The sequence below is a fragment of the Pseudomonas sp. D(2018) genome (assembly GCF_005502555.1).
GTDB classification, from domain to species: Bacteria; Pseudomonadota; Gammaproteobacteria; order Pseudomonadales; family Pseudomonadaceae; genus Metapseudomonas; species Metapseudomonas resinovorans.
This window is the reverse complement of record NZ_SCOK01000067.1, coordinates 1-24,986: the sequence shown is the minus strand read 5'-3', so window position 1 is coordinate 24,986 and position 24,986 is coordinate 1. Positions and strand designations below refer to the sequence as shown.

Sequence of the window (24,986 nt, the reverse complement as noted above, 5' to 3'; positions counted from 1 at the left end):
AGACTAACAATGCCAGCCCTGCGTCGCTGCGCTCCGACTGCCTGTCCGAATGAGCGTGGAACAGGTGTCCGGATCAGTGTGGGCTGAGTGTCCGAATGGCGTGGAATCCGCACACGGCCAACATCTTGCCGCTGTACGAGCGAGTCAGCAGTCGCTGCAAGGCTTGCACCTTGCCCCACCTGCCTTCTCGTGTTGCCTTGGCGATACGTACCTGGAGTCGTTTCACTTGCGCCTCGATCTGGCTCCAGCAGTGGGGCCAGGCTGATGCGAAGTTCGAAGGTGCACCAGTGCTTCCCGCTGCCAGAGCATGGGGTAGGAACACTGTCATCTGCTTCCCTCCGTACAACGGTTGATCAGGTTATTTCGCCATGGAAGACCGCGTGGAAGTCTGCTCGCTTTCGCGCCAGATGATGTTTCAATCTGTATTCACCCCATTACAGGGTGACCTTCGCTTTTTTCCACATTCCTTTACCCGCAGCATCAACAGCTTGCTTTACAGCTCACCTGCCGAAATCGGCAACGCTACGGGCTTACCCTGTTCCGCATGGATTTCCGAACGGGTCGGGCTCCTCGATTTCGCCGGCGGCACTACATCCACGAGGGGTTATCGGTAAGAGCCCCTGCCTGTCCGCATACCTTTTGGTTCAAGCCTGTCAGCATCTTTGGCTTGGCTGTTATGACGGCGTTTATATGAGGTTCACGTGTGTTAGCCGTTCCCGTTCATCCCTAGCGCCTCTCCGCCTTGATGCTGGTAGATTCACTCTGGCCTCGCGGTTCGACCTACCGAAATATCGGCGGTTACATTGTCCCCAGAGCTTCAGCCCCAGCTGTTACCGGCTGCGCCTGTCTGGGTAGGGAACGAGTGGTGGAACAATCGGTTCCGTCGGGCGTTAACCTGCGGAACAGAAATCCATGCGACTTTCAGGTCGCACTGCCGAAGTAATACTGGTTTCCCTTCTTCGTCTGGTGCATTTCCGGGTCGCGCTTGCCGTCCTGATTCTTGGTCGAACTCGGCGCATGGATCAGCGTGGCATCGACGATGGTGCCCTGGCGCAGCGACAGGCCCCGGTCGCCCAGGTAACCATTGATCACCGCCAGAATCCCAGCCGCCAACTCGTGCTTCTCCAGCAGGCGACGGAAGTTGAGGATGGTGGTTTCGTCCGGGATACGCTCCAAGCTCAGCCCGGCAAACTGGCGCAAGATCGTGGTCTCGTACAGCGCCTCCTCCATCGCTGGATCGCTGTAGCCGAACCAGTTCTGCATCAGATGGACGCGCAGCATCGCCATCAGCGGATACGCCGGACGACCGCCTTCACCCTTGGGGTAGTGCGGCTCGATCAGGGCAACCAAACCCTTCCACGGCACCACCTGATCCATCTCGATCAGGAACAATTCCTTACGGGTCTGCTTGCGCTTGCCGGCGTACTCGGCGTCGGCAAAAGTCATCTGCTTCATCGGGAAACTCGGGCAACGGGATCGGCGTATTTCACCAGATTCGGGAAGTCTTCTTCAGGATTTCCCTAAAGTAGGGCGTTAGGTCATAACAGTTGAGGATTCTGCATGGGCTGGTCCAACGCATCAATGCACCTCGATCTCTCCGAACCGCGATTGATTGCCAATCTGCGTAATGAGGGAGAATCCAGAAAATTCGTATTCCAGGCCAGGCCTTCAGAGGGGCAGTTCCTGATCCCCACTCGCTTCGAAAATCCTGGCTTTGCTCCTTGGACACTAAACGATTTCGGTCTGGGGTTTGGGGAGCAATGGAACAGAAAGTGCGCTAAGACTAAGCTGCTGATTTTTCGATGGCCATAGCCGCTCGGCCGTAGACGCCGCTGGTTGTGGCAGCTGATATAGTGAATAAGACTCACCGAATTTTGATCATCATTGAGCAGCTACTACTTGGGGCTGGGGTCCAGCGCCAGTTTCAAGACGTGTTCAACTAGCGGCCAGGTCTTCGCGTGTAAATACTTTCTTGACTCGTTCACGAATGCCACCTGTATCCCAACTATTCGCAGGATTCCTTCTGGTGCCCAGATGATGCTCTGGGATGGCGTAACGGCATACACTGAAGCACCACTTACACCGCCGAGATGCGGCGTATCCTTCTTGAATCCATAGGTATTTGATGCTTGCTGCCCATAGCGCAAGTACAGGTCGAACTTACTGCGATTACTGGCAACTTCGCCTTCGTACCGACCTGTGTAAATCTGGAAGAGCGCTGCCGGCCTTAAGACACCGCTGTCGTAGGAGACAGTCTCGTCTGGGTGCCCAGCAACAATGTAGGTGGTTGTCGTTGGATCAGGCGTGGCTACGTTGGCCATGGACAGGAATTGCCAGCCGGATTGAACTAACCGAAGAAAGTCGGTATCCAGCAGTTCAATGACTGCGACATCGTGTTCATCGGTATCCTTGGGATGGTAGATCGTGCCGTGACCAATGGTCACAATGTGGACGTCTTGCCCCGAGCGCTCCGGCACACCGAGGTTGTTCGGATCGATGCCTTCAAACAGGTGGCCAGCCGTCACCAAGAAGTGACGATCACTAACTTCGAAAAATGTTCCGGTGCCGAGCACACAAGTACGCTGCGCATTCTGATAGATAAGCGGAACGGTACACGAGATCAGGAAGCGCTCAATCGCTCCCATCTCCTCGTCGGTGAACTCGGCTGTGGAGCTACAACGTGCCATAGGTCCCCCTGAAATCGCACAATGCCATATTTGGCGTAACGATAGATGACCACTGCGTCGTCAGGCAGGCCGCGTTCAGTGTGAGCGCGGAAAAGTCGGAGGCGCGGCTCCTAACGTAGCGGTGGCCCTGAGATAAAGAACAGGCGATTGACATGGTATCGACAGTGATGGGGCATAATTACCTAGCGCGGTGAAAATTTTATGTAGTCACAGCTTAAGTATCGATCGTTGCTTCGCCAGTCATAAAGGTACTCTTCCTGATCAAGGTCTTTGCAGGCTACGCCAGGAAAAAAAGTTCCTTGAGGATTGGTGATGGCCTTTCGGGAAGTGTATTTCCAGAAGGTGTAGTTGCTGTTCTTCATCGTCTCTGGCTCAAATCGCGAAAGTTGGACAATGCCACAGGAACCCTCGGGTTCACTTTTCGCCACCCAAATCCCTGGGTCGTCCACGAGGCGATATCGCTCCTTAGCGGATGTTGAAAAAACGAGACATGTCCGGGTTTCTTTCTGGTGCGTTAGGCGAATAATGGTTAGGTAATTTTCCTCAGTCGGTCTTTTGCAGAACTCCAAGCCTGCCTTGCCTAGAGCAAGAGAGTCTTGCTTTGCCGCAGGTGTCAGCTCGGAAAACCCCTCCTGCCGTGGCGCTCTTTGGCGGCCCTCAATAATGTCAACAAGAGTCGCGAACATGTTGCATTGATCTGCTGGCATCTTTACACCCGAGCGGAACTCTTCACGGGCAGCCTTGAGTTTGGATTCCAGATCAGCAGAATTAGACTCCTTTCTAACTCCCATTTCGATGAGGTCGCAGTCAATTGTCGATTCATCAACCATATTGCATTTGTATTTGAGTTCGCGGACATCTTTCGCGTTATAGACTGCGCCGGTTCGAGGAAAATCCTCCGCACTTACGATGTCACTGCCAAGAAGAAATAGCGTGGCGCCAAGGATGACAAAACAGTGGTGTGGGAATCCGTTCATAGCCTAGCCCGCCATGCCAAATGACGATTTAGTGAAGCATAGCTTGTGTTCACCCCCTGACGGAGGTAACCCTCGGATCAGTGACGTCACAAGGGGGCTAGCGGCGCGGGGAGACCGTGCGCGACGGAAATAATTACAACGTAAACGTTATATAACAATCTTGATAAGCACAGGATTCAAGGGTTTGTGGACGATTGTTATATCCGACCTACGTAGACAGGGGATATCTCGGCATGGCCCCCTCTTGGCGCATCACTACGTCCACCTTGCCGGCCCAGGCTCGGTAATGCTCGCAGAACCAGCTGTACTGGAAGCCCTGCGGCTGGCTGAGTCGATACTCCTGGCAGAGCAGCGCCAGGGTCACGGGTTGTGCCGAGATAAAGGAAAATTAGGACATTCGGCTTCTAAGCTTTTGATTTTAAAATCATCCGGCGACGAAATTTCCCCCGCCCAACCAAACTTTTCAATTCGCGCCTCGTGATGCCTGCCCCAGGATCAACGAGCGGCTTGCCCGGTACTCATGCGGTACGAACCCACTTGTCAACTTGCTGCGACAATAATTGTCCTGTTTGCCCCCAGTGGCGTGAAAAATATCGATAAGTACTCTGTCATTGGTGGGCAATCCCATTTTTTGTGGAGTTATGTGCAATTATGTGAAAATTCATAATTACCAGTACGGGTGAGTGTGCGCAGGTTGACGGTGCTGCTACTTCCATACGCTAAACGCAGACCATAACCCTCACACTTCGGAGGAGATTTCTCCCGAACTGCGCACCTGGGGGGGGTGTTTCTGGTGGCCATCACGACAACCGTCACTTCTCTTGAACATAGCGCACGCCATTTTGCGGGCCGAAAGGGGTAGTTGTCAGCGCAGTCGACCACACCACAGTCCCGGCCAGCTTTCAGCCCGCTTCACATTTTTCCATCGTTGAAAAAGCTCTAGCATGGACCTTTGGGCAGTGCGGCTCACGATTGGCTTCACATTTCCTACCCAAGCCTTGATCTGAGGCACCGCCGGTTAAGGGAGGGCGTGCCGAGATAAAGCAAGATTGCCACCATCAATCGAATGACTTGATAATTAACAGGGTATGAACGCGCACGATTGCCGGTGGATGCTTGGCGCTCGCATCCACCCCCGACGACTACAATTGCTCCTGCGCAATACGCTACGGCTTTCCTGAGTGGCGTCCAGCGCTCAACCCCGCTCAGGAGATCAGGTCATGTCCGCCCTCATTGCCCAGCTCAATACGCTTTGGGCCCCGCGCCTGCTTAGTATGCTGCGAATCATCACGGCCTTCCTGTTCCTCCAGCATGGAAGCGCCAAGTTATTTGGTTTCCCGCATGTCGCATTTTTTGATGAGCTGAGCCTGTTCTCCCTGATCGGCTTTGCTGGTGTGCTGGAAGTGGTCGGTGGACTGCTGTTGGTGCTCGGCCTCTTCACGCGCCCGGTGGCCTTTATCCTGTCCGGCGAAATGGCATTTGCCTATTTCATCGGCCATGCCCCCAAGGGGGTGATCCCGCTGTTGAATGGCGGCGAACCGGCAATCCTGTTCTGCTTCATTTTTTTGTACCTGGTGGCGGCCGGCGGTGGCGCCTGGAGCCTTGACCGTCGTCTGTGCCGAGGCAAACCGGACTGCGATTGGGTCTAGGCCGGTCCAGCCAAGCGTCGTAGGGCTGGATGCCTTTCCCTGCTGGTTCCACTTGGAGGGTCATGTCACCGGAGGTGCTGATGGTGAAGCACATAGTCACTCAACCGACGGAAGTCGTGGCAGACATTACTTGTGATGTCTGTGGGCAGAGCACTCGGGCGGAGGGCTACGGGCTGCAGTACGGCACCCTCCAGGCGCGCTGGGGCTTCGGCGCTCGACATGATGGTGAGCGCCCGGCACGAGCGACGGGTCAATACGCTCTTCGATGAGCAAACCGAGAGCGTCGAGGAAGAGTTTGGACTGGTAAGTCGCGAAGATTTTTTCCGTGACAGCTGACCAGCACGACCTGCGGACGGCACAGATGTCTTGGTGGCTGACCACGCTCGGCAATATTCAGCGCTCGTGAAGAGTTAGCGCCTGGCGCAGTAGAGGTGAACGGGTTGGCAGCAGTTTGACCGTATCGACCGAGCGCCCCGCTCGTGGCGGCGTCAACTCGCGACCTAGTGAGAGCTTTCACCCCATGGCGTGACGGCTGCCGGGGCACACCAGACTACGCAAACCGCTTCCGCCTTTGCCTTCGCAGGGCGCTGGCTCTACGCCGGCAGTGTCGTAAACTCCATGCTGACTCTCGGCATTGGCCGGCCCCAAGGTTGGCCCTTTTTGACTATTAAGTAGAGCTGAGTGGTGGCTAACATCCATATACTGAAAAGTTGTTGGGGTAAGCCATGGAACTATCGATCCGCAGGGACGCCAACGCTCAGCAGGAGCGCTGGTTGGTCGAAGCAGGGACTATCCTGAAGATAAATGACGCCGGCCCGTCTTTTGTCGAAAAAGCTGTTTGAGAGGAATCATGTACAAGCTCTACGGAGTCAGGAGTTGGGGTTCCATGGCGGTCGAAGCGGTGCTCGCCCTGTGCGGCGTTCCCTTTACTGCCGTCGATGTCGAGCAAGACGCCCAGCGGCGCTTTCCGCCCTGGTTTATCGAGCTCAACCCCATGGGCCAAGTTCCAGTTCTGATGCTTCCCGACGGCAGCGTGATGACGGAAAGCGCAGCGATGACCATCTACCTCGCTGACGCTTTTCCAGACGCCCAGCTAGCGCCGGGCCTCGCCTCGCCGCTCCGCCCTCGCTACTTGCGCTGGATGGTGTTCCTTGCTGCCAATTCCTATATGACCGAAGGCCGATGGGATTTCCCTAGCGGCTACACCGACGATCCCAACGGCGCCCACGGCGTCAAGTCGGCGGCGATCCGGCTGATGGCCAAGGAATGGGACATCTTCGCCGAAGCCTTGGGCCGCGCCCCGTTCATCCTCGGTGCGGCGATGAGCGCAGCCGATATCTATGCCGCCATGATCGCCGGCTGGAGCAATAATCCGCCGGGCCTCTTCGCCAAGCATCCCAACTTGAAGGCGCTCCACGATGGTGTGACCGCCCATCCCGTCGTCGCCGCTGTTTGGAAGCGCCACGGTCTGTAGTGCGAAGGTCACGTCAGTGGAGCGGCGTGTTAACCATGTTGTTGATCATGCCGTGCCACTGCTCGGGGTGAATCGCCCCATTGTTTGTAGGTATCTTTGACTGTCTTCTTCTGGCGGATTCTGTTGAAAAAGGTGCTTCAGCCGGGAATCAGGATCGCGCCAGGCGGCACCTGCCATTCCAGCTTCCGGCAGTTGCCGGGTGGCGGTTGTGTTCCTGTTGGTGGGTCGGGATACCAGATGCGGCATTCACCTAGCGGGGGCAAGTGTCCGGCGGGCACGTCGTAACCGTGATGCGGATACGGCTCGTAGGCGTTGTATCCGTACGTCATGCAACCGGCGCACAGCAAGCAGACGAAGCAGGCCGACACTAGACGCGCGCTGCGGTATCTGCGGTATCGCACTCTTTGTCTCCCGCCTGCGATTGGTTTACTCACGGTAGGGCTTACCTGATGCACCGCTACAACTGGATCAGACCGCACCAATTCAACGACGGGCTACCGCCCGCCATGGCCGAAGAAAACCTTAACCCACTGTCCGGGATGGGTTGACCACTACACGCTCCAGCTGAAAGCGAACGGCCATTGGAATCTGCTGCTAGCTTGCCTGGCCACACCGGCGCTGTTTGTTCGCGTACATCAGCGCGTCCGCCTTCGCCAACAACTCGTCAAGACGCCTCAACTCCTGTGGCTGACAGCTGGTCACGCCGATGCTCAGCGACAACGGGTAACGACAGCGACCACTCCGGTTCAACTCGTCCACCAGCGCTTGCACACGCGCACTGATGACCTCCGGCAGTTCCCCTGCACCGATGGCCAGGACCACAAACTCGTCGCCGCCAATCCGCGCCACCACATCGGTGTCGCGAAAGCCGGCCTTCAGCACCTGCGCGGCGGCCGTAATCACCAGATCACCCGCCTCATGGCCGAAGGTATCGTTGGTACGTTTCAAACCATCCAGGTCGATGAAGAACAACAGGCTGGCCAGGTTGTTGCGACGCGCCGCCTTGAGGCCCTGCTCAGCCAGGAGGAAAAAGCTTCTGCGGTTGTGCAGCCCCGTCAATTCGTCCGTCAATGAAAGCCTGCGAATATCGTCTTCGGCGCGCTTGCGCTCGGCAATTTCGGTCACCAGGCTGGCGTTAACCGCCTCAAGCTCCTGGGTACGCTCTGCCACACGGTGCTCAAGCGCGGCGTTCAGCGCCTGCAGTTCCGCTTGCGCCTGCTCCCGGGACAGATCGACGCGGTGCAATCGGGAGGAGATTCGAACGATCACATGCGTCAGGAAGACGATGCTCAGGGTCGCCAGCAATGCCAGGGTGAAGCGGTTGTCGTAGAGACCTTGGGCCTCTCCGAACAACAACAGCACGCCGGTCGAAAACACCACAATCGGGATAGACGCCAGCATACCCCGGGCTACGGTCCCCCCCGCCGTGTCGCTGACCAGCACACGGATGAAGCCAGCCAACGGCTGTGCCGCCATGATGCCCAAACTGAGCAGCATGAACGAGGTGACGGTGTGAATCGCCATCGAGGTGTATGCGCCCACGGTGCGTAGGGTCCCGACATCGAACACGTAGCCGACCAACGCGACGAGTGCCGTCAGCAGAGTCACCAGCGCGAACGCCTGCGAGAGCCGCGGCCTTACTCCCAAGAGCAACAGGCTCACTCCGGAAGCCACGGCACACACCGCTGTTGCCGGGGCCATGCGCCCAGGATGGTTGGCGAGCTTCGTGGTCGAGTCATCGGCCATCAGCAACTGGTCTATGCCGAGGTTAACCGTAAAGGTGTACTCAATCAGTGTCAGCAAGCCCACCAGCGTCATCAACCCTGCGAGCAACTGCTTGACTAGCAGGCGCGGTTGACTTGGGGACGTCGGCAGGCCCGCCCCAAGCGCCAGGCCCGCGGCGACTAAAGTGAAGGCAGTGTTGATCATCATGGTTACCCAGCCGGGGACCACGCTCTTCAGGAAGCCAATCCCGAAGACCCAGCCGGACAGAACGGCGCCCCCCACCAGTGCCACGGAACCGGCAGCCAACCAGGCAAACGCCCGAAGGAAACGCAATCGGATATGTAACGACGGACTCAGAGTCTTTTCCATTACAGGCTACTCGCCTACGGTTGATCCGCCATTATGCAGCCAAGGCGTGTGGCGTCATTGGCGCCTTCGACAGTCGACAATGAGGCAGCAATATCAGTCGCGTGGCGGCCAGGCATCACGCGGTATTAATCGGCGAGATTGACTTGTGCTAAAGCCAATGCCAGTTGTGTGCGGCTCCGCGTATGGGATATCCGAAGGATCTGTGAGACATAGAGCTTCACCGTATTTTCGGAAAGCTCCAATTCACGAGCAATCTGGCCGTTGGTCAGGCCCATGCTGATACGTCGGGCTATCTCTATCTGCCGTAGTGAAAGCTGATCGAAAGGCGGCGGCATGGCGGTAGCCAAGCTGTGAGCTGAGGGGGCGAGCGATTTGCATCGGTACTGGTCCACTGCATCGTGGAGCTCGTCAAGTGACTCCGTCAGGTCGCGTAGCTTTCGGGTGAACCGCTGTCGCTGCGACCTGTCCTGTTGGTGCCGCTGTAGGCGTTGTGCTAAGCGACTGATAGCGAGCAACAACTGATCAGGATCGACGGGGTGTTGATGGCAATCGGCGATTCCGGCTTGCATGGCACGGGTCACCTCGCACAGCTCGGTTCGTCCGGTGAGAATAATTGCCTCAAACACCCGACTCGGTGCGCTCGCACGCCGCAACTCCTGAACTAACGCAATACCATCCATTCCGGACAGATGCAGGTCACAGAGGACGATGCCGATTTCATCGCTGTCATGGAAACGCTGGATGGCCTCTTGGCTTGAGGTACATGCGGTGCAGCGATACCCGAAATTACCGATGAGTGTCTTTAGCCTGCACACTTCCGCATGCTGCTCGCTAACTATCAACAGCGTGCAGGAATCGCACCGCTCTTCGACCGTGTCGACCATCATTTTTCACCGAGCTCTTGGCACCAATCGGCCGCTACGATCTGCCGGTTGATTGCATTGTAGATTGGCGTGCGGTGCTTCGATGCGCGCTTTCAGTTTGGCCGCGAAGTCTTTGGCGCAGCGCTCATGGGGGAGCCGCAAGTGGCGACTACCAAGGCGCACGACCCTGTCCTCTTCGCTATGGCTTGATACATGCTCAATTTTGACCGTCATATAGACTCATCTAGTACTCGCGGGTGAGAAGTGGATTTCTGCACGCTTGATCCCCAGGCGGCGGAGTTCGTGGATCAGGTCGTCCAGGTGCGAAAACGACTCGACCTGCTCGTTCTCGTCATCCACGAGGAAGAAACGTCGTCCGGCGTACTTCTTGAAGGGGCATACATAGCTAACGCAAGAAATCCACCATGGAGCCTGAAAGGACTCGGTCGACGACTGCACTTGGCAATGCTCTTCACGCTGGCCGGCTAAACAAGCACTTGGCGGGTGCTGGCGATCAGTTCGTGCACCTGGTGTTCAACATGCACTTCCGTCGGTCTTTCCGGCCCACGACCGCGCGGGCAGCGCAAGCTCGGGGTAGTCCCGAATAAGCGGCAGATCAACGGGCGCTGCTCGTAGGCCTCGCAGCCCTGCGGGCCGAGATGTACGCAGTTCCATTGCGCAAGAGCCGCGTCATGCTCGGCGTCGCTTTTCGCGGGGAGTCGTGACATTTCCTCGGACGACGCGGTTACCGGCCCGCAGCAATCGTGGCAGCCGGGCTCGCAGGCGAAAGCCGGGATCTGCCGGCGCAACTGGTCGATCTTTCGACTGGTGCAACTCATCTGGCTGGCCGACCAACGCCACTACGCGCTATCCGTGGATAGCTATGCGGTGCCTCGATCCGTTGCTTGAGTTTGGCCGCGAAATCCCGGGCGCCACGCTCGTGGCGAAACCGCACCCGGCGGACACCAAAGCGGACCGTCCAGAGCTCTTCACTCTGACTGGTCAGATGCTCGGCTTTCACTGACATGACCGTGCCACTATATCTGCCGGCGGGTCAAAAATGGATTTCCGCGTTCTTGATTCCGAGGTCGCGGAGTTCGTGGACCAGATCGTCCAGATGGACAAATGACTCGACCTCCTCGTTGTCATCGACCAGGAAAAAACTCCTTCCGGCGTCCTTCTTGAAGAACACGATCCACTCTTTGGTGTTGGTCGGATTGGCGATCACATGGGTGTCAAAGGATATCCCTTCGGCATGCCGGGCCTTCACATCGTTTCGTTTCATTCAAGTCACCACGCTAGGTCTGCGCTCGCACATTTCTACACAAAGGTCCCGACTGACTCGGCGCCGTGGCACTGAATCCACCTAGGCTGGTCTTCCCGCTGGTTCCACGGCGTCCAGGTATCTAATATTATCACTGCATGTTAATCGTATGCACATGCTCCGATTAAGGATCCACTCATGATTGCCGTACGCGAAGCGTGGAAGGCCGGTTTGTTCGGGCGGGAACATTGGGTGCGCAACCTGGTGTCCGGCGTGATTGTGGGCATCGTGGCGCTGCCCCTGGCCATGGCGTTCGCCATCGCCTCCGGGGTCAAGCCGGAGCAAGGCATCTACACCGCGATCATCGGCGGCTTGCTGGTTTCCCTGCTGGGTGGCAGTCGCCTGCAAATTGCCGGACCAACCGGCGCCTTCATCGTGATTCTCGCGGGGGTCACCGCCCAATACGGCGTGGATGGCCTGCAGCTCGCCACCATGATGGCCGGCGCCATGTTGCTCCTCCTCGGTCTCACCCGCCTCGGCGCGGTCATCAAGTTCATCCCCGATCCGGTAATCGTCGGCTTCACCGCCGGGATCGGGGTAATCATCTGGGTCGGGCAGTGGCAGGACTTTTTCGGCCTGCCCAAGGTCAGCGGTGGGCACTTCCACGAGAAGGTTTGGCACCTGCTCCAGGCGCTGCCGGACTTGCATGTCGCGACCACGCTGCTTGCAACGGCCAGTCTCGTCCTGGTCATCGCAGCGCCCAGATTGCCTAGTCTGACGCGCGTACCCGGGCCACTGGTGACAATGGTGTTCGCCACAGCGGTCCAATCGCTGTTTCACTTCGATGGAGTCGCCACCATCGGCAGCGCCTTCGGCGGCATTCCTCAAGGCCTGCCTGACGTGGTCTGGCCGCAGATCACCCTGTCACGCGTCATTGAGCTGATCGGCCCGGCGTTTGCCATTGCCATGCTCGGCGCTATCGAGTCGCTGCTGTCTGCGGTGGTCGCCGATGGTATGGCGGGGACCAAGCACGACTCCAATCAGGAGCTGATCGGTCAGGGCATCGCCAATCTGGCCGTTCCGCTGTTCGGTGGGTTCGCCGCCACGGGCGCCATTGCCCGGACCGCCACCAATATCCGCAATGGCGCCACCGGGCCGCTGGCTGGCGTGACGCATGCGCTGACCCTGGTGCTGATCATTCTATTCCTAGCTCCCCTGGCCTCGAACATTCCGCTCTGCGCTTTGGCCGCGATCCTGTTCGTCGTCGCCTACAACATGAGCGAGCTGAAGCACTTCAAGCGCATGGTGCAGCGAGCACCAAAAGCCGACGTGGCGATCCTGCTCATCACCTTCGGCCTGACCGTATTCAGCGATCTAGTGATCGCGGTGAACATCGGCGTCATTCTGGCCATGCTGCAATTCATGCGGCGCATGGCCTCGTCGGTCGAGGTGCAGCAGGTGGTCGAGGAGGAGTTGGCGAGCGAACTGCGCGCCAATGGCCAGCTCCGGCTACCGCCCGGGGTACTGGTCTATACGATCGAAGGACCGCTGTTCTTTGGCGCAGCGGAAACCTTTGAGCGGGTACTGGCGCAGACTCACACCGATCCACGTCTGTTGGTGATTCGCTTGAAGCGCGTGCCGTTCATGGACATCACTGGGTTGCAGACGCTGGAGGAAGTCATCCAGCAGTTGCACAAGCGGCAGATCGTGGTGAAGCTCTGCGAAGCGAACCGCAAGGTGCTCAGCAAGCTCGACAAGGCGGGAATCCTACAGTCCCTGGGAGCGGCGCATTACCACGATGAATTCGCCGCCGCGCTGGCGACGGATGAGGTGCCAGCAGCACCGCCTTCGCCCTAGAGCGGGCCCTTGGCCCGCTGACGGTCAAGACTCACCAAGCGTCAAGATTTGGCGTTGGCCGCCAACGTGCTCTTGGTCGCATAGGTGACGCCATGCTGGTCCAGGTAATCCCGGATCAGTTGTCGCACCACCTGCGACGGCGTCAGGTCTTGCGCGGCGCACAATTCTTCGAACGCTTTCTTCTTGTGTGGGTCGATGAGAACGGTGAGGCGGGCGGTCTTGCTTTCCATGGGATGATTGCTGATTTCAGTCGACGGATGTTAATCAAATTATAATTAACGGGCCCTGGACTGTCACTGCAGACGCCATGGGGAGGGGCAAGGTGGATCGGGCTCGCCCGGGAGCCCGATCCGGCTTGGTCACAGCGGGTAATGGGCGGGGTAAGGCAGTCGAGCGACTCCGGAGTCCACCGCCGCCTGGGCGACTGCACCGGCCACCGCGCCTAACAGTCGCGCATCCAGCGGTTTTGGGAGGATGTAGTCCGGCCCGAACTTCAGGCGATCGATGTTGAACGCGCGCAACACCTCAACCGGGGTGGGCTCCTTGGCCAACCGACGCAGCGCCTCCACGGCGGCGATCGTCATTGCCTCGTTGATCCGGGCGGCCCGGACATCCAGGGCGCCGCGGAAGATGAACGGGAAGCCCAGGACGTTGTTGACCTGATTCGGGTAGTCGGAGCGGCCGGTCGCCACGATCATGTCGTCGCGGGTTGCGTTGGCCAGTTCCGGCTTGATCTCCGGATTGGGATTCGAGCAGGCGAATATGATCGGCTTGGGTGCCATGGCCAGCAGCGCGTCCGGCGTCAGCAAGTTAGCCCCGGACAGCCCGACGAACACATCGGCGCCCTGCATGGCGTCCAACAGGGTGCGGGCGCCACCATCGTTGGCGAACTCCGCCTTGTACGGGTTGAGGCCGTCCCGACCACTGTGGATCACCCCCATGCGATCAACCATGTACAGGTTGCTCTTCTGCGCGCCAAGGCTGACCAGCAGGCGCATGCAGGCGGTGGCCGCCGCACCGGCACCCAAGCAGACGATCTTCGCGTTCTCCAGGGTTTTGCCCTGGATCTCCAGGGCATTCAGCATGCCGGCGGCGGTCACGATCGCGGTGCCGTGCTGGTCGTCATGGAACACCGGGATGTCACATTTCTCGATCAGCACCTGTTCAATCTCGAAACACTCCGGCGCCTTGATGTCTTCCAGGTTGATGCCACCAAACGTGTCGGCGATTCGCGCCACGGTATCGATGAAGGCCTGCGGGCTTTCCGCCTTGACCTCGATGTCGATCGAGTCGACGCCGGCGAAACGCTTGAACAGCAGGGCCTTGCCTTCCATCACCGGCTTGCTGGCCAGCTGCCCCAGGTCACCCAGGCCGATGATGGCAGTACCGTTGCTGATCACCGCAACCAGATTGCCCTTCCCGGTGAAGCGGTAGGCGTTCTCCAGATCTCTCGCGATCTCGCGCACCGGCTCGGCGACACCGGGGCTGTACGCCAGCGCCAACTGGGCCGCCGTATCCGCCGGTTTGCTCAGCTCGACGCTGATTTTTCAGGGTTCGGAAACTCGTGGTAATCCAGGGCAGCCTTCTTGAAGTCGGTCGTCATATGAGCCTCAGCTAGACGGTGATTACCATATGATGCTAACACTATTATAATGTCGGGCAACTGAAAGTACGGAGCAGACCGCAGCCCTGGTGGGCAAGGTCACAAGTGTTTTTTTCCCTTTGCTAGCCACCCTCGTTTAGGCCGCCCTGTGCGGCCATTTTTTGCAAAGGAGGTTGGCAGTCAGCCACCACCGTCTGCCGATAGCCGCAGCGGCGGCGCTTCTGTCGAGGAATTCGCCGGATTCTTCTCGCCGTCCACCGTCGCCAACCGTGGTGGCGGCAGAGGATTGGTTTAGCGCAGCACTAACAATGGCGTCCGAGTCGTTCGCAACATGCGCGCCGTCGAACTACCCACCAAGAGCTGTCGGAATCGTGAATGGCCATAGGCGCCCATCACCAACAGGTCAATGTGTTGCTCGGCCTGATACCGGTGCAACGCCGCTTCGACCTCCCCAGCGCGGATCGCCGTGTACACCGTAAAGCCTGCGACGGCCAGTTCATCGCACGCTGCATCAAGCTGTGCCCAATGCTCATCACTTGCGCCGCCAATCATGACCAGATGAATGGGGAGCCCCTGGAACAACGCGCTGGCAGCTAGCGTGGTCACTGCCTGACGCATCGTTGCGCTGCCGTCGAAGGCGAACAGCACGCTTTCCGGTGCGTTGAACTCCATGGGCGTCACGAGGATCAGCCGATGCATGCTGCGCACGACGCGTTCCAGCTGACTGCCCACCGCCGACGTCTGGGCTGCGTGACGCTCGCCACGCGCGCCAATCACCAACAGCTCAATCTCGTTCTCCAGTTCGTGCAGGCGTTCGACCAGGTCGCCTTCCCGTTGACGCACTTCCGGCGCGCGGATGCCCGCTGCCATCGCACGCTCGCGCGCGACGTGCAGGATCAGCCGTCCTTGCTCGAGAGCTTGCCGGTTCCGCCGCTCCTCCACGGACGCCAGCTCCTGGAGCAGGCTGTCGCGACTCCGGAGCCAGACATTGCCGCTGAGGTCGGCTTCGCTAGGGTACCGCTGCGGCTCCAGCACATGGACGAAGGACAGCGGCTTGTTCAGTCGCTGGCTTGCCCATGCCGCATAGTCACACGCCGCAGGTGTAAACTCGGAACCATCGATATACGCCATGACATCAGGCACGTCGGTACTCCTGCTGGTTGATCAGTGCACAGAAGTCCCGCTCTTCAGCAGTCGGGTGAGCTGAACACTGGCCTGCCAAACTCGTCGATGTGTAGCAGCCTGCTAAGGGCATCTTCTGCCGCTTGGATCGCGTCGGCCAGGCGGGAGAACTGCATTGCGCCGTAGACCAGGTGGAACGAGGGTTCGGCATCCATTGCCTGAGGTTGGACGGCGACGAACGCTAGGGCATGGTCACCATTCAGGCGGGCCTCGCTCCAAGCGATGTATCCAGGAAAATCTCGTTGTGGCAAAACGACCTCCCACGAGCGGTGTCTGGGCCAGAACACCACTATCGCCCCGCGACGAGCCTTTGTCCTCAATTCTGGGGACGAGGCGACTAAGGGGGAGGTACATGTTGCCGATCAGTTGTCATTGGCACCAGCGTATCTCGCCAGTGGAATATGGACGTTCAATCTCCTCGCCATCAGCTTCCACTTCAATTTGGCGAAGGTTGCCTAGCAGACTTGAGGGACCACCACTGTCCTGATGCTTTGCCACGGGGACAGAGGAGGCTAACTTGGCTATTTTTGCCCAACGCCCAATAAGTGAAAAATACGGTCCAATCCATTGATTCGACGAGTATTATTTGGCGTTAAGCGCCCTGCTCGGAGCCTCTTTAGGCCCGGAGGGGGGAGAAGCTGCAGAAAGACATTTAGTGTGTGGCTGGGCTGAGTTCTAGCCTGTCCATCGCGAGGTCGAGGTATGCGACATCGCTACGACAGGCCAATAGAGCAGTTGGCCGGGAGGATATGGCCTCTGCTCGAAGCGCTGCAGCATGTGCTTGTACTGTGCCGCTGTCTTACCCGAGGCCTGGATGTGGGCGAGATTGCCTCTCAGGCGGATTAGGTCGTTTGGGTCGCCGCCGGAGCGAAATAGGGGGCATGCCGAGATAATGGAAAAATTCGCGTAGTTGCCAGAGGTGTCCGGATCACTTGCTGAAGGCCGGTGGACCTAGCCGCCGGCGCCGCTGGCTCGGTTCTTTCTTGCGCATCGCTTTCCTGAGACGTTCGGCGGCTCAGCCAGGACGGCGGAGTCTGCCTCCCTTATGGCGTTCATCAATTTATCGCGACGGCGAGCCTTGCCCTCCATGATCTCGGCAAAGCGGCTGTCTGACTGGTGAAAGTTGCTCATCCAGACAACCTCACGGATAGGGCCGTTTTTAGTGGGTGTCACGCCGGCCGAGTTGGCATGGGCAGGGGCGCAGGACTTTCGCTACCAAGACTTTGGGCCCAGGCTTCGACCAGCAGATGAGCGACCACCCGACCAGTATCCACGTCCTCCGCCGCTTCGCGCGTCAGCTCGCGGCATCTTAGTTTGTCACTGTCATCAGTTATTCTCGTCATGCTACTTCCGCCTCACGGTGTTCATGAGACATTGGCAAAACTTCTGCACACTTGCACCTAATCGTCAGCGACCTCGGCGGCAACCTCTTGCTGGATGCCCCGGTGTTTGCTGCCATCCTCGGCACGCCAACTCACTCAGCCAGGCTGGTCTGGCTTGCGGATGGCGTCGAGGATGGAGCGCGTGTCGACCGGCTCTAGCTTGAGTGGCAGCTGCTTCAACGTGTCGGAGGTCAACCGGAGTTGCCGGATGTATAGGCGGCAGCGAGCGCACAGCCGAAGATGCAGGTACACGGCCAGTCGGGTCCGTAAGTCCACCTGGTGGTCGACGATGGCCGAGCCCAGCTCAGCCATTTCGCGGCAGTTCAGCATGTCCCGACGTCCTCGTAGCGCTCCAGCATAAGGTACATCCGCTGTCGGCCGCGGTGTAGGAGGACTCGCGTATTGACCAACGTAACCCCCAATAGTGCCGCGATCTCCGAGATGTCCAGGCCAACAAGTTCGCGCATGACCAAGACCGACTGCTGGTCACGGGGGAGCTTGTCCAGATGCTGGCGAATGCACTCTTGTAATTCCACCGCCGTCAGCAGGTCTTCCGGCGTGTCGTGATGCCATTGGGTCGGTGGAATGACCCATCTGCCGTCGCTGTTGAACCGCGTTTCGAAGGGGGAACTCGTGTCGCCGCCCCAATCGGTCCAAGGGATTTCGCGCTGACGGCGCTTTCGCAGAGTCAACGCCTCATTCACGGCGATGCGCGCCAGCCACGTGCGCAGTTTCGACCGTCCCTCAAATTGATCGAGGTTCGCAAAGGCGTTGCACCAGGTCTCTTGCGCCACGTCCTTGGCTAAATCCCGGCCCACCAAGGGGGCGGCGACGGCGATTAGGAGCTGGTGATAGGCGCGGATGGCTGTCTCGTATGCAGCGGGGTTTCCCCGCCGCAGCTCCTGGATCAGTTGCGCGTCGTCGTCCATCTGGCTTCCCCCTTGGCGATACAACTCAGCATAGCCAATGCGAAGTTGAGTCCACAGGTCCATTGCGTACACGACGCCCAACACCGAAGCGCATCCGCAGTAAGCCTACCGAGATCGCCGGGCCCTTCTGGCCCTTCAGGAAGGCACTGGTGCCACGGTTGAGGACGATCACCCATCGTTGAGGAGATGAATATAGGCTCGAAGATTGAATGTCCCGCTTGTTCCTCAATCTTGCCGGCCAGCAATACATCAGCCTTGCTTGGAAAGTGGCGGAGCAGTCGTTTGGTTTCCTTGCGGATGGCTTCGGAGAGGTCAGTGTTGCGCGACAGTTCGACGAGGAACTCGCGGGTTTGCACCACGGAGCGGGTGCGTTAGTGAGGGCGTGTTATTTGCGCCTCCGCACTGTTCCCGGCCGTCTGCGCCGGATCAGGTGCGATTCGTGTTGCCGACATCCGCCGGGGGATGACCCAGGAGTTTCAACTGCATGAGGGCCTCGACCAGACGTTCCTGAAGATTCTGCACTTGCTGGCCCTGCGAGGCTCTGGCTTCGCGCAAGCCGGTCACTTCACCTTGTAGCGTATCGCAACGTTCCCGCAAGGCACTGTTCGCCTGCTCGGCGTGCGCCCAAGCGCGCTGCCCGTCCGCCAGAGATCGCTGGCCCTGCTCCAATCGCCGCTCCAAGGCCTGCACATCCTTCTGCTGCTGGCGAGCCTCGGTCAGCAGGCGAGCGTTGTCACGGTTCAGTAGGGTCAGTTCGTCTTGCTTGACGAGCAGGGTCTGCTGCAAGTGCCGCAGCTCCACTTGCAGTTGTTGGACCTGGGCTTCATGCCGGCGCTGTTCCTGTTCACGCTGATCCTTGCTGGCCTGCCGGTAGTGTTCCAGAGCATCCCGGGCATGCTGATGCTTCTCCTCCAGCGAACGGATCTGCCCCTCGCGATCCTGCAGGCGGGTTGCCTGGTCGCGCTCCGCCTGCTGCAGCCGTGCCGCTTCGACTTCCGCCAACTGGCGTAACTGCTGTTCCTGCTGCAATCCCTGCTGCGCGACCTGTAGCTGCTCGGTGAGACCAATGCAGGACGCTTCAAGCTGCTGATTGCGGATTTCCAGCTGGTGAATCCGGTCGTTGTAACCGCGGCGTTCCTGGGCCAATTGCTCACGTTCCAGGGCCACGGCGGCACGGGCTTCGTCCTGCAGCTCCGCGGCCATCTGGGCGACGAGATTGGCCAGTTGATCACTGAGTGTCGCCGGCGCTGTCCCCCGGCCGTGATCGGCTTCTTCCAGTTCTTTCAGGTAGCGGTGGATGGTGGTCTTCGAGCCGGTATTTCCCAACTCGATCCGTACCGCGTCGATGCTCGGATGCTCGCCGCGGGCGAGGAGGGCGGTACGGGCTTTTTGCACAACCGCCTTGTTGATACCACCACGGGCCATGATGCGCTCCTACGATTTCGTATTGGTTTACATACTACGTATATACATTCTGAATACGAGGTAAATCCACCCGAATTGGAGTCATTCTTTCTGATAAAATAATGAAGTGTTATTCGATAACAGTGGCCTGTCCGGGCGCTGGATCGCCGTTTTTCGGTACGCAACGCGCGGGCATGAGCGATGAAGGATGTTGAGCGTTACCTGCAGGCCGGCACGCGGGAGAACACCCGGCGCAGCTACCAGTCCGCCGTCGAGCACTTCGAGGTGAGCTGGGGCGGCTTCCTGCCGGCCACCAGCGACAGCATCTTGCGCTACCTGGTGGACTACGCCGACACGCTGAGCCTCAGCACGCTCAAGCAGCGTTTGGCGGCCTTGGCGCAGTGGCACATCACCCAAGGCTTCCCCGATCCGACCAAGACGCCGACGGTGCGCCAGGTCCTCAAAGGCATCCGCACCCTGCACCCGGCGCCGGCCAAGCAGGCAGCGCCGCTGCAGTTGCAGCATCTGGAGCAGGCGGTTCAATGGCTGGAACTAGAAGCGGCACGCACACATCAAGCCGAAGACTTGGCGGGCTATCTGCGCTGCCGGCGGGACACGGCACTGCTGCTGATCGGTTTCTGGCGGGCCTTTCGCAGCGATGAGCTATGTCGCTTGCAGGTCGAGCACATCCAGGCCGAAGCCGGCGCCGGCATGACGCTGTTTCTGCCTTGGAGCAAGGGGGACCGGCACAACCTGGGGACCACCCACTACGCGCCCGCGTTGAAGCGCCTGTGTCCGGTGCAAGCCTATCTCGATTGGATCAGCGCGGCGGGGATCGCCCGCGGGGCGGTGTTTCGCCGGCTGGATCGCTGGGGCCACTTGAATGAGGCAGGTTTGAATCCCGGCAGCCTGATCACTTTGCTGCGGCAGATCCTCCGGCGCGCCGGCATTCCGGCCGAGCTGTATACCAGCCACTCATTGCGGCGCGGCTTCGCCACCTGGGCCACGGCGAATGGCTGGGACCTCAAAGCGCTGATGACCTACGTGGGATGGAAGGACATCAAGTCGGCGATGCGCTACATCGACCCCGCCATTTCCTTTGGCGGCTTGGCAGCCAGGCCCGCGCTGGAATCCCCTGCTGGTACTCTCGCGCAATTGCCAGCTTCTCGCTGACATCATCAGGCGCTTGGTTGTGGCATCAGCTTAACGGGGTGCCGGTGTCCGGCTTGATTGGGACAAGTCCACTCGGGCGGCACCTCCCAATTCATGGACAATCTGTGCCGCGTGACCCGCGACCGCGCGCGGACGGCGGGTACTGCGAGCAGACAGTCGAAGATGATGGTCCCGGCGTGCCGGCCAGCCAACACGAACGCATCCTGCGGCGCGGGGAGCGGCTGGACACGCAACACCCGGGCCACACTACTGCTCGCTCATGCGCTTGCCGAACGAGACGGCATAGGCCGGCGAGCGGAAGCGCAATATCGGATCATTGGTCGGTGAGATGCCATCGGCCATCACCATCGGGTCGAAGTTGATCGGTTCGCAGGCGGCGCCTTTCTGGTTCATGACCTTGGTGATGCTCAGGGTCCCAACCTGTACCTGCTTGCGGTCTTCCGGCCAGGCTTTGGTCGGATCATCCACCGGGTCGCCGGGTTGGCCGACCGCGACCCACATGTCCCAGCGTACCGGTCCCTGGGTCGCACGCTCGATCAGCCGTTGCTCGAGGAAATTCGCCGGCAGCGACTGCATCTCGGCATTGCTCAACTGCTTCTCGCCATCGGCGGGAACGAAGCGCCAGCGCACCGGGGTGGTCTCTCCCTTGGCGTTGGTGAACTTGAAGGTGTGGATGCCGAAGTAGGCACTGTTGGCGTAGCTGGGTGGTGGGTTGTGGCTGGCCAGGAACTGCCCCAAGGCACGACTGTCCGGATGGCTGGCGGCGAAAGCCTTGAGTTTTTCCGGGTCTGGCTTGCCGGTTTTCGGGTCGGGTTGCAGCGCCTGCATCTGCTCGAAGAAGGTGCGCGGAATCGATGCCCCGAAGATCGGTACGTTGAGCATGGTCATGTGCTGCAGCGCGCCGCCCGGCATACGGAACTCCAGGGCCATGCCGCGCGGACTCTTGCCGGCATCCGGTGCTTTGGGGTTGCCGCCGCCCAAGGAGAATCGGGCGACCACCGGGACCGGTTTTCCGGTGAACAGCGCCGAACCTGAGTATTGCGCACCGGCCGGCAGGCCGACGAACTCGCCCTCCGCGCAGGTGCCCTTGGTGTGGTTGCGGCGCTCGCCCTTGGTCACCCCGAAAACCTTCTCGATGGCGCCGACCACCTGGTCGGGCGCCACGGTGTTGTCAGCAGCCGCGGCGTTGACGGCGGCCCCAACCAGCAAGGCGGCCAGCAGGCCGTGCAGGAGGGGGGACTGATCGGGTTTGTGGCTCAACAGGCTGCTCCTCGGTGCGCGGGGTTCTGGAACCAACAAGCATAGACCGCTCTCCCGGGGTGAGGGGGCAGACCGGGCGTGGCGACTGGAACCGTGGCCAGCGTCGCTGGCCCGCGCGCGTCTAGATAATCGCCAGTGCCCTCATGCAGAAGGTGCCTATAAGCGGGCAGGGACAAATAAAGTGTGCTTCGCGATTGAAATCGCGCCCACAAAACGAGGCGCTCCATAGGATGTAGGGCGATGCGGGGTGGACCATGCTGTATCGATCTACCATTGGGGCCCCGACTGGGCGGTGAAGGGTGGAAATGAAAGTCGATTTCCCCCTACGGAGCCAACTTCAGTGCCGGGGTTGGTTCGACAGGAGCACATTGAGCAGGTTGTCCTGAAAATTGATGTTGCTGGTCAGGTCGGTATGGTTCTCGCACAGGAAAAACGCATAAGCGACCGGCAGAAAGCTGTCCTCATTCTGTGGCACACCCGGATCCAGCGTCTCGCGTGCCAGCAGCGACGGCTTGGTGACGCGTCCATCACCTGGCTCGATCATCAGTTCGTCGTAGGGCACACCGGGCCGGGGTGCAGAAATGTCCGCTGGGGTGAGGCGTACCGTGTCGCGCCCATCGCGCTGCTCCACCAGGAGCCGTGCAGGCGTCATGTGGCAGCCGCCACCAAACAGCACGTAGCGGATCGGCGATTCCGGCTCGGCCACGGAGAGCATCCAAGCCAAACGACGGGCGCGCTCCAGGTTATAGGCGAAATAGCGTTGCATCACCGGTGCGTCGACAGCGGCGGCCAGGCTGGGTGCATAAATAGACCAGGCCATGTTCTGCCAGGTCTTGGGGTCGAACAAATTGTCGTGGCGCGGCTTACCGTCGATGTCCACCAGCCAGGTGTTGAGCGGATGGGGAAACAGCTGGTAGCCGCTCGGAAAGGTGGCCAGGGTGCGCGGTGTAATACGCCCCAGGCCGACCTTTTCGCCACCGATGAAGGCGTGCAACGAGCTGACCGACCCCCCATTGGGTGTGCCCAGCAACACCAGATTGCGCACCTGCGGCGCACCATCCATGGTTACCCGGTGAGGCTCGCCGTCCAGCACGTCGCGGGTGCCGAAGCGCAGGTAGTAACGTGCGATCAGACCACCCATGCTGTGCGCTACGAGGTCGACCCGTAGCGCGGGATCAGCGTAGTCGCGACGCACCGCCTCGATCAGCCGATCCAGTTCTCGCACACTGTGCAAGGTGTCCTGGCGCCAGTCGTAGGACAGGACGTAGTAGCGGCGCTCGCCCTTGCGCGCCGGCGTCCCGGGTTGGGCGCGCACATAGCCACCGAATTGCGTCAACGTTTGCAGGATCGGCCGGTAAAAGTCGCGCCGTAGCGCCTGCTCGGCAATGCCCGAGGGTTCCAGTCTCGAGGGGAGCGGCCTATTCGTTTGCGGATCGATGTCGAGGGCCAGTTCCGGATAGGACGAGAACAGAATGCGCCACCAGGATCCCGGCCAGATTTCTTCGCCGCTGACCCGGTCGCGCAGACGCGTGCCGAAGGCCCCTGGAATCAAGATGACCGGCGCGGTTTCGGTCTGGGGGCTGCTGAGTTGGTAGAGCCGTTTCAAGTCGGGACGTGGTGATTCGTTGCAGCCCAACAGGCCTGCGGCAAGTACGAGCGTGGCGACCAGTTGTGCGACAGAGTGCATGAACGAAGCCTTGAGGTGCGTGCGGCTGATCATGAGGTCAAGACGGTGTCACAGGCATGCAGCCAGTCTAGCAGCCGCTGCTCCGATCCCGGTCCGGGTCTCTCCGACTTGATGGCTTCCTGTTCATAGCCAATGATCAGGAACCCCATGCAACTTCGTCCGTACCAGGCCGATCAACTCGTTCAACTTCGCCAAGGCATCAGCGCTGGCCAAAAGGGGCAGATGCTGATGAACCCTACCGGCTCCAGAAAGATCGAAGTCGCCAAAGCCATCATCTCCAACGCCGTGAAAAAGGGACGAAGGGCCTGCAGTGGCCAGCCACAGTTCTTCAAGTAGGGGTGCGCCGTGATCAATGTTGAAAAAAATAGCCATCGCCGAGCCGGACAAAGCCAAATAGGCGCGCAACGCTGAGATTCGCAGCCAGGCCCGTGAGCGCGCCACGTCCTGATGGCGGCGATGAAGGCCTGTAAACCTGTTGGCGTGACTGCGGCACTCGTCGAACTGCATCGCGGAAGCCACAGTTATCCGGACCAATTGAATGACTCTAATCGACACGCCAGGTGCCGACGGGCCTCTGGGTGCCGCTAAAACAATCCACCATCCAGCCAGCCATCACCAACTGCGTAATGAGATGGTCACCCCCACCCCCGGCGACGGCTACGCTCTCGCCGGGTACATCTCGGAGGCCATCACCATGAATACCGTTGCATTGGTGGGTGCCGATCTCGGCAAGCACAGTTTCCATCTGCACGCTCAGGATGCGACAGGTCGGGCGGTCTTTCGCAAGAAACTCTCGCGCCTGCAGATGATGCGGCTCTTCGGCAATCTGCCGGCCTGCACGGTGGTCATGGAGGCCTGTGCCGGAGCCCATTTCACGGCGCGGGTGCTCAACAAGCTCGGACATGTCGCCAAGCTGATCTCACCGCAGTTTGTCCGATCGTTCGTCAAGAGCAACAAGAACGATTTCGTGGATGCTGAGGCCATCTGCGAGGCCGCGTGTAGGCCCTCCACCCTTGTTCAGTCTTGCAAACCTGGGGGTGACCATAGATTTTTACACGGCCTGGGACGAAAGCTGCCGTTCTATCTGGGCACCTAACGATTCACTCCATGGCAGGCGTGCGCGGACTAGGGTTCTAGTTGTAGCCCATGCACAGCGAGTCCTGATATTCGGTCGTTGACACTCAGGCTGACAGGACTAGTTTTAAATATGTGGGAAAATTTCCCACGCAGCTGCATTAACTGGTCCAGAGGGATCTTGCGGAAACCGCAGCTGCTCGTTCATGCGGCAGATGGATGGCCGCGCCGGTTGGCAGGCCGCTCCAATGGGCGGCTGGTAACTCACTGGTCATTGCGTTCGATACGGAGATGACTACGCAACTCCAAGCGGAGGTGCATCATGCTGCTCAAGAAATGTTTGTTGGCTCTGGCAATTGGCGGAGTCCTGTCGGCATCGACGGTCCTGGTACCCGATTACATGGGTAGTTTCTCCAGCGTGTATGCC

General features: G+C 59.5%; 20 protein-coding genes and 4 pseudogenes. 6 read left to right on the top strand and 18 right to left on the bottom strand.

Annotated elements, in window-relative coordinates; genetic code table 11:
* Positions 1 to 73 precede the first annotated feature (73 nt).
* From FFS60_RS25925 to FFS60_RS25910, 4 genes and pseudogenes are all read right to left on the bottom strand, one after another.
* On the bottom strand, positions 74 to 328 hold the full coding sequence (locus tag FFS60_RS25925) for a reverse transcriptase N-terminal domain-containing protein (protein ID WP_256658158.1): 255 nt from the start codon (positions 326 to 328) through the stop codon (positions 74 to 76).
* Positions 329 to 933: 605 nt separating this feature from the next.
* Positions 934 to 1,455: pseudogene (locus FFS60_RS25920) on the bottom strand (IS5 family transposase); the annotation flags it as partial.
* Between the two features lie 440 nt (positions 1,456 to 1,895).
* Positions 1,896 to 2,687 carry a trypsin-like peptidase domain-containing protein gene (locus FFS60_RS25915; protein ID WP_137823614.1) on the bottom strand — a complete coding sequence of 264 codons (792 nt, stop codon included), beginning with the start codon at positions 2,685 to 2,687 and terminating at the stop codon, positions 1,896 to 1,898.
* A gap of 182 nt (positions 2,688 to 2,869) precedes the next feature.
* The gene (locus FFS60_RS25910; protein WP_137823613.1) at positions 2,870 to 3,664 is read right to left on the bottom strand and encodes a hypothetical protein; all 795 of its coding nucleotides are present in this window, start codon (positions 3,662 to 3,664) and stop codon (positions 2,870 to 2,872) included.
* Positions 3,665 to 4,884: 1,220 nt separating this feature from the next.
* On the opposite strand from FFS60_RS25910, the gene FFS60_RS25905 reads away from it, so the two are divergent.
* Together FFS60_RS25905 and FFS60_RS25890 are read left to right on the top strand one after the other, a co-directional pair.
* Positions 4,885 to 5,313, top strand: a complete 429-nt coding sequence (locus FFS60_RS25905; protein ID WP_137823612.1) for a DoxX family protein — start codon at positions 4,885 to 4,887, stop codon at positions 5,311 to 5,313.
* Positions 5,314 to 6,163: 850 nt separating this feature from the next.
* Positions 6,164 to 6,787, top strand: coding sequence for a glutathione S-transferase family protein (locus tag FFS60_RS25890; protein WP_137823611.1), 624 nt, complete (start codon positions 6,164 to 6,166; stop codon positions 6,785 to 6,787).
* 594 nt (positions 6,788 to 7,381) lie between these two features.
* Here FFS60_RS25890 and FFS60_RS25885 read toward each other — a convergent pair.
* From FFS60_RS25885 to FFS60_RS25865, 4 genes are all read right to left on the bottom strand, one after another.
* A complete protein-coding gene (locus tag FFS60_RS25885) occupies positions 7,382 to 8,881 on the bottom strand; it encodes a GGDEF domain-containing protein (protein WP_137823610.1) in 1,500 nt (499 codons plus the stop codon).
* Between the two features lie 125 nt (positions 8,882 to 9,006).
* Positions 9,007 to 9,768, bottom strand: coding sequence for a response regulator transcription factor (locus FFS60_RS25880; protein WP_137823609.1), 762 nt, complete (start codon positions 9,766 to 9,768; stop codon positions 9,007 to 9,009).
* A 461-nt stretch (positions 9,769 to 10,229) separates the two neighbouring features.
* Positions 10,230 to 10,583: a YkgJ family cysteine cluster protein gene (locus FFS60_RS25870; RefSeq protein ID WP_137823607.1), complete on the bottom strand. Its 354-nt coding sequence runs from the start codon at positions 10,581 to 10,583 to the stop codon at positions 10,230 to 10,232.
* A 215-nt stretch (positions 10,584 to 10,798) separates the two neighbouring features.
* Positions 10,799 to 11,029 (bottom strand): hypothetical protein, encoded by a 231-nt coding sequence (locus tag FFS60_RS25865; protein WP_137823606.1) that lies wholly within the window; start codon positions 11,027 to 11,029, stop codon positions 10,799 to 10,801.
* Positions 11,030 to 11,206: 177 nt separating this feature from the next.
* Between FFS60_RS25865 and FFS60_RS25860 the strand changes: the two genes are divergently transcribed.
* Positions 11,207 to 12,865 (top strand): SulP family inorganic anion transporter, encoded by a 1,659-nt coding sequence (locus FFS60_RS25860; RefSeq protein ID WP_137823605.1) that lies wholly within the window; start codon positions 11,207 to 11,209, stop codon positions 12,863 to 12,865.
* Between the two features lie 41 nt (positions 12,866 to 12,906).
* Here FFS60_RS25860 and FFS60_RS25855 read toward each other — a convergent pair whose 3' ends face one another.
* The 7 genes and pseudogenes from FFS60_RS25855 to FFS60_RS25825 form a co-directional block, all read right to left on the bottom strand.
* Positions 12,907 to 13,095 carry a ribbon-helix-helix protein, CopG family gene (locus FFS60_RS25855; RefSeq protein ID WP_044872443.1) on the bottom strand — a complete coding sequence of 63 codons (189 nt, stop codon included), beginning with the start codon at positions 13,093 to 13,095 and terminating at the stop codon, positions 12,907 to 12,909.
* Between the two features lie 129 nt (positions 13,096 to 13,224).
* Positions 13,225 to 14,468, bottom strand: a pseudogene (locus FFS60_RS25850) (malic enzyme-like NAD(P)-binding protein).
* A gap of 291 nt (positions 14,469 to 14,759) precedes the next feature.
* A complete protein-coding gene (locus tag FFS60_RS25845) occupies positions 14,760 to 15,611 on the bottom strand; it encodes a universal stress protein (RefSeq protein ID WP_137823604.1) in 852 nt (283 codons plus the stop codon).
* A 1,517-nt stretch (positions 15,612 to 17,128) separates the two neighbouring features.
* Positions 17,129 to 17,362 (bottom strand): anti-sigma factor, encoded by a 234-nt coding sequence (locus FFS60_RS25835; protein WP_137823602.1) that lies wholly within the window; start codon positions 17,360 to 17,362, stop codon positions 17,129 to 17,131.
* Positions 17,356 to 17,961, bottom strand: coding sequence for an RNA polymerase sigma factor (locus tag FFS60_RS25830; RefSeq protein ID WP_171016580.1), 606 nt, complete (start codon positions 17,959 to 17,961; stop codon positions 17,356 to 17,358). The genes FFS60_RS25835 and FFS60_RS25830 overlap by 7 nt, the downstream gene beginning before the upstream one ends.
* Positions 17,940 to 18,320 carry a BPSL0761 family protein gene (locus FFS60_RS29295; RefSeq protein WP_305955956.1) on the bottom strand — a complete coding sequence of 127 codons (381 nt, stop codon included), beginning with the start codon at positions 18,318 to 18,320 and terminating at the stop codon, positions 17,940 to 17,942. Before FFS60_RS29295 ends, FFS60_RS25830 begins: the two co-directional genes overlap by 22 nt.
* Positions 18,321 to 18,387: 67 nt before the next feature.
* Positions 18,388 to 19,386: a DNA-binding protein gene (locus FFS60_RS25825; RefSeq protein WP_137823600.1), complete on the bottom strand. Its 999-nt coding sequence runs from the start codon at positions 19,384 to 19,386 to the stop codon at positions 18,388 to 18,390.
* Between the two features lie 180 nt (positions 19,387 to 19,566).
* Here FFS60_RS25825 and FFS60_RS25820 point away from each other — a divergent pair, with 180 nt between their 5' ends.
* Complete coding sequence (locus FFS60_RS25820; RefSeq protein ID WP_137823599.1) at positions 19,567 to 20,538, top strand: site-specific integrase; 972 nt, start codon at positions 19,567 to 19,569, stop codon at positions 20,536 to 20,538.
* Positions 20,539 to 20,693: 155 nt separating this feature from the next.
* A pseudogene (locus FFS60_RS29145) lies at positions 20,694 to 20,780 on the top strand (hypothetical protein); the annotation flags it as partial.
* 4 nt (positions 20,781 to 20,784) lie between these two features.
* Here the strand turns inward: FFS60_RS29145 and FFS60_RS25810 are convergent.
* The 3 genes from FFS60_RS25810 to FFS60_RS25800 form a co-directional block, all read right to left on the bottom strand.
* A complete protein-coding gene (locus tag FFS60_RS25810; RefSeq protein ID WP_256658156.1) occupies positions 20,785 to 21,798 on the bottom strand; it encodes a catalase family peroxidase in 1,014 nt (337 codons plus the stop codon).
* A gap of 337 nt (positions 21,799 to 22,135) precedes the next feature.
* Complete coding sequence (locus FFS60_RS25805) at positions 22,136 to 23,485, bottom strand: hypothetical protein (protein ID WP_171016579.1); 1,350 nt, start codon at positions 23,483 to 23,485, stop codon at positions 22,136 to 22,138.
* Between the two features lie 123 nt (positions 23,486 to 23,608).
* On the bottom strand, positions 23,609 to 23,992 hold the full coding sequence (locus FFS60_RS25800; protein WP_137823596.1) for a hypothetical protein: 384 nt from the start codon (positions 23,990 to 23,992) through the stop codon (positions 23,609 to 23,611).
* A gap of 187 nt (positions 23,993 to 24,179) precedes the next feature.
* Here FFS60_RS25800 and FFS60_RS25795 point away from each other — a divergent pair.
* Positions 24,180 to 24,494: pseudogene (locus tag FFS60_RS25795) on the top strand (transposase); the annotation flags it as partial.
* Positions 24,495 to 24,986: the final 492 nt, after the last annotated feature.

What these genes read in the sequence shown, in the direction of transcription:
- FFS60_RS25910 (WP_137823613.1), bottom strand. Translation starts at nt 3,664, where the DNA reads ATGAACGGATTCCCACACCACTGTTTTGTCATCCTTGGCGCCACGCTA.
- FFS60_RS25830 (WP_171016580.1), bottom strand. Translation starts at nt 17,961, where the DNA reads ATGGACGACGACGCGCAACTGATCCAGGAGCTGCGGCGGGGAAACCCC.
- FFS60_RS25835 (WP_137823602.1), bottom strand. Translation starts at nt 17,362, where the DNA reads ATGCTGAACTGCCGCGAAATGGCTGAGCTGGGCTCGGCCATCGTCGAC.
- FFS60_RS25905 (WP_137823612.1), top strand. Translation starts at nt 4,885, where the DNA reads ATGTCCGCCCTCATTGCCCAGCTCAATACGCTTTGGGCCCCGCGCCTG.
- FFS60_RS25820 (WP_137823599.1), top strand. Translation starts at nt 19,567, where the DNA reads ATGAAGGATGTTGAGCGTTACCTGCAGGCCGGCACGCGGGAGAACACC.
- FFS60_RS25860 (WP_137823605.1), top strand. Translation starts at nt 11,207, where the DNA reads ATGATTGCCGTACGCGAAGCGTGGAAGGCCGGTTTGTTCGGGCGGGAA.
- FFS60_RS25870 (WP_137823607.1), bottom strand. Translation starts at nt 10,583, where the DNA reads ATGAGTTGCACCAGTCGAAAGATCGACCAGTTGCGCCGGCAGATCCCG.
- FFS60_RS25890 (WP_137823611.1), top strand. Translation starts at nt 6,164, where the DNA reads ATGTACAAGCTCTACGGAGTCAGGAGTTGGGGTTCCATGGCGGTCGAA.
- FFS60_RS25825 (WP_137823600.1), bottom strand. Translation starts at nt 19,386, where the DNA reads ATGGCCCGTGGTGGTATCAACAAGGCGGTTGTGCAAAAAGCCCGTACC.
- FFS60_RS25805 (WP_171016579.1), bottom strand. Translation starts at nt 23,485, where the DNA reads ATGCACTCTGTCGCACAACTGGTCGCCACGCTCGTACTTGCCGCAGGC.
- FFS60_RS25880 (WP_137823609.1), bottom strand. Translation starts at nt 9,768, where the DNA reads ATGATGGTCGACACGGTCGAAGAGCGGTGCGATTCCTGCACGCTGTTG.
- FFS60_RS25885 (WP_137823610.1), bottom strand. Translation starts at nt 8,881, where the DNA reads ATGGAAAAGACTCTGAGTCCGTCGTTACATATCCGATTGCGTTTCCTT.
- FFS60_RS25915 (WP_137823614.1), bottom strand. Translation starts at nt 2,687, where the DNA reads ATGGCACGTTGTAGCTCCACAGCCGAGTTCACCGACGAGGAGATGGGA.
- FFS60_RS25925 (WP_256658158.1), bottom strand. Translation starts at nt 328, where the DNA reads ATGACAGTGTTCCTACCCCATGCTCTGGCAGCGGGAAGCACTGGTGCA.
- FFS60_RS25855 (WP_044872443.1), bottom strand. Translation starts at nt 13,095, where the DNA reads ATGGAAAGCAAGACCGCCCGCCTCACCGTTCTCATCGACCCACACAAG.
- FFS60_RS25800 (WP_137823596.1), bottom strand. Translation starts at nt 23,992, where the DNA reads ATGCAGTTCGACGAGTGCCGCAGTCACGCCAACAGGTTTACAGGCCTT.
- FFS60_RS25865 (WP_137823606.1), bottom strand. Translation starts at nt 11,029, where the DNA reads ATGAAACGAAACGATGTGAAGGCCCGGCATGCCGAAGGGATATCCTTT.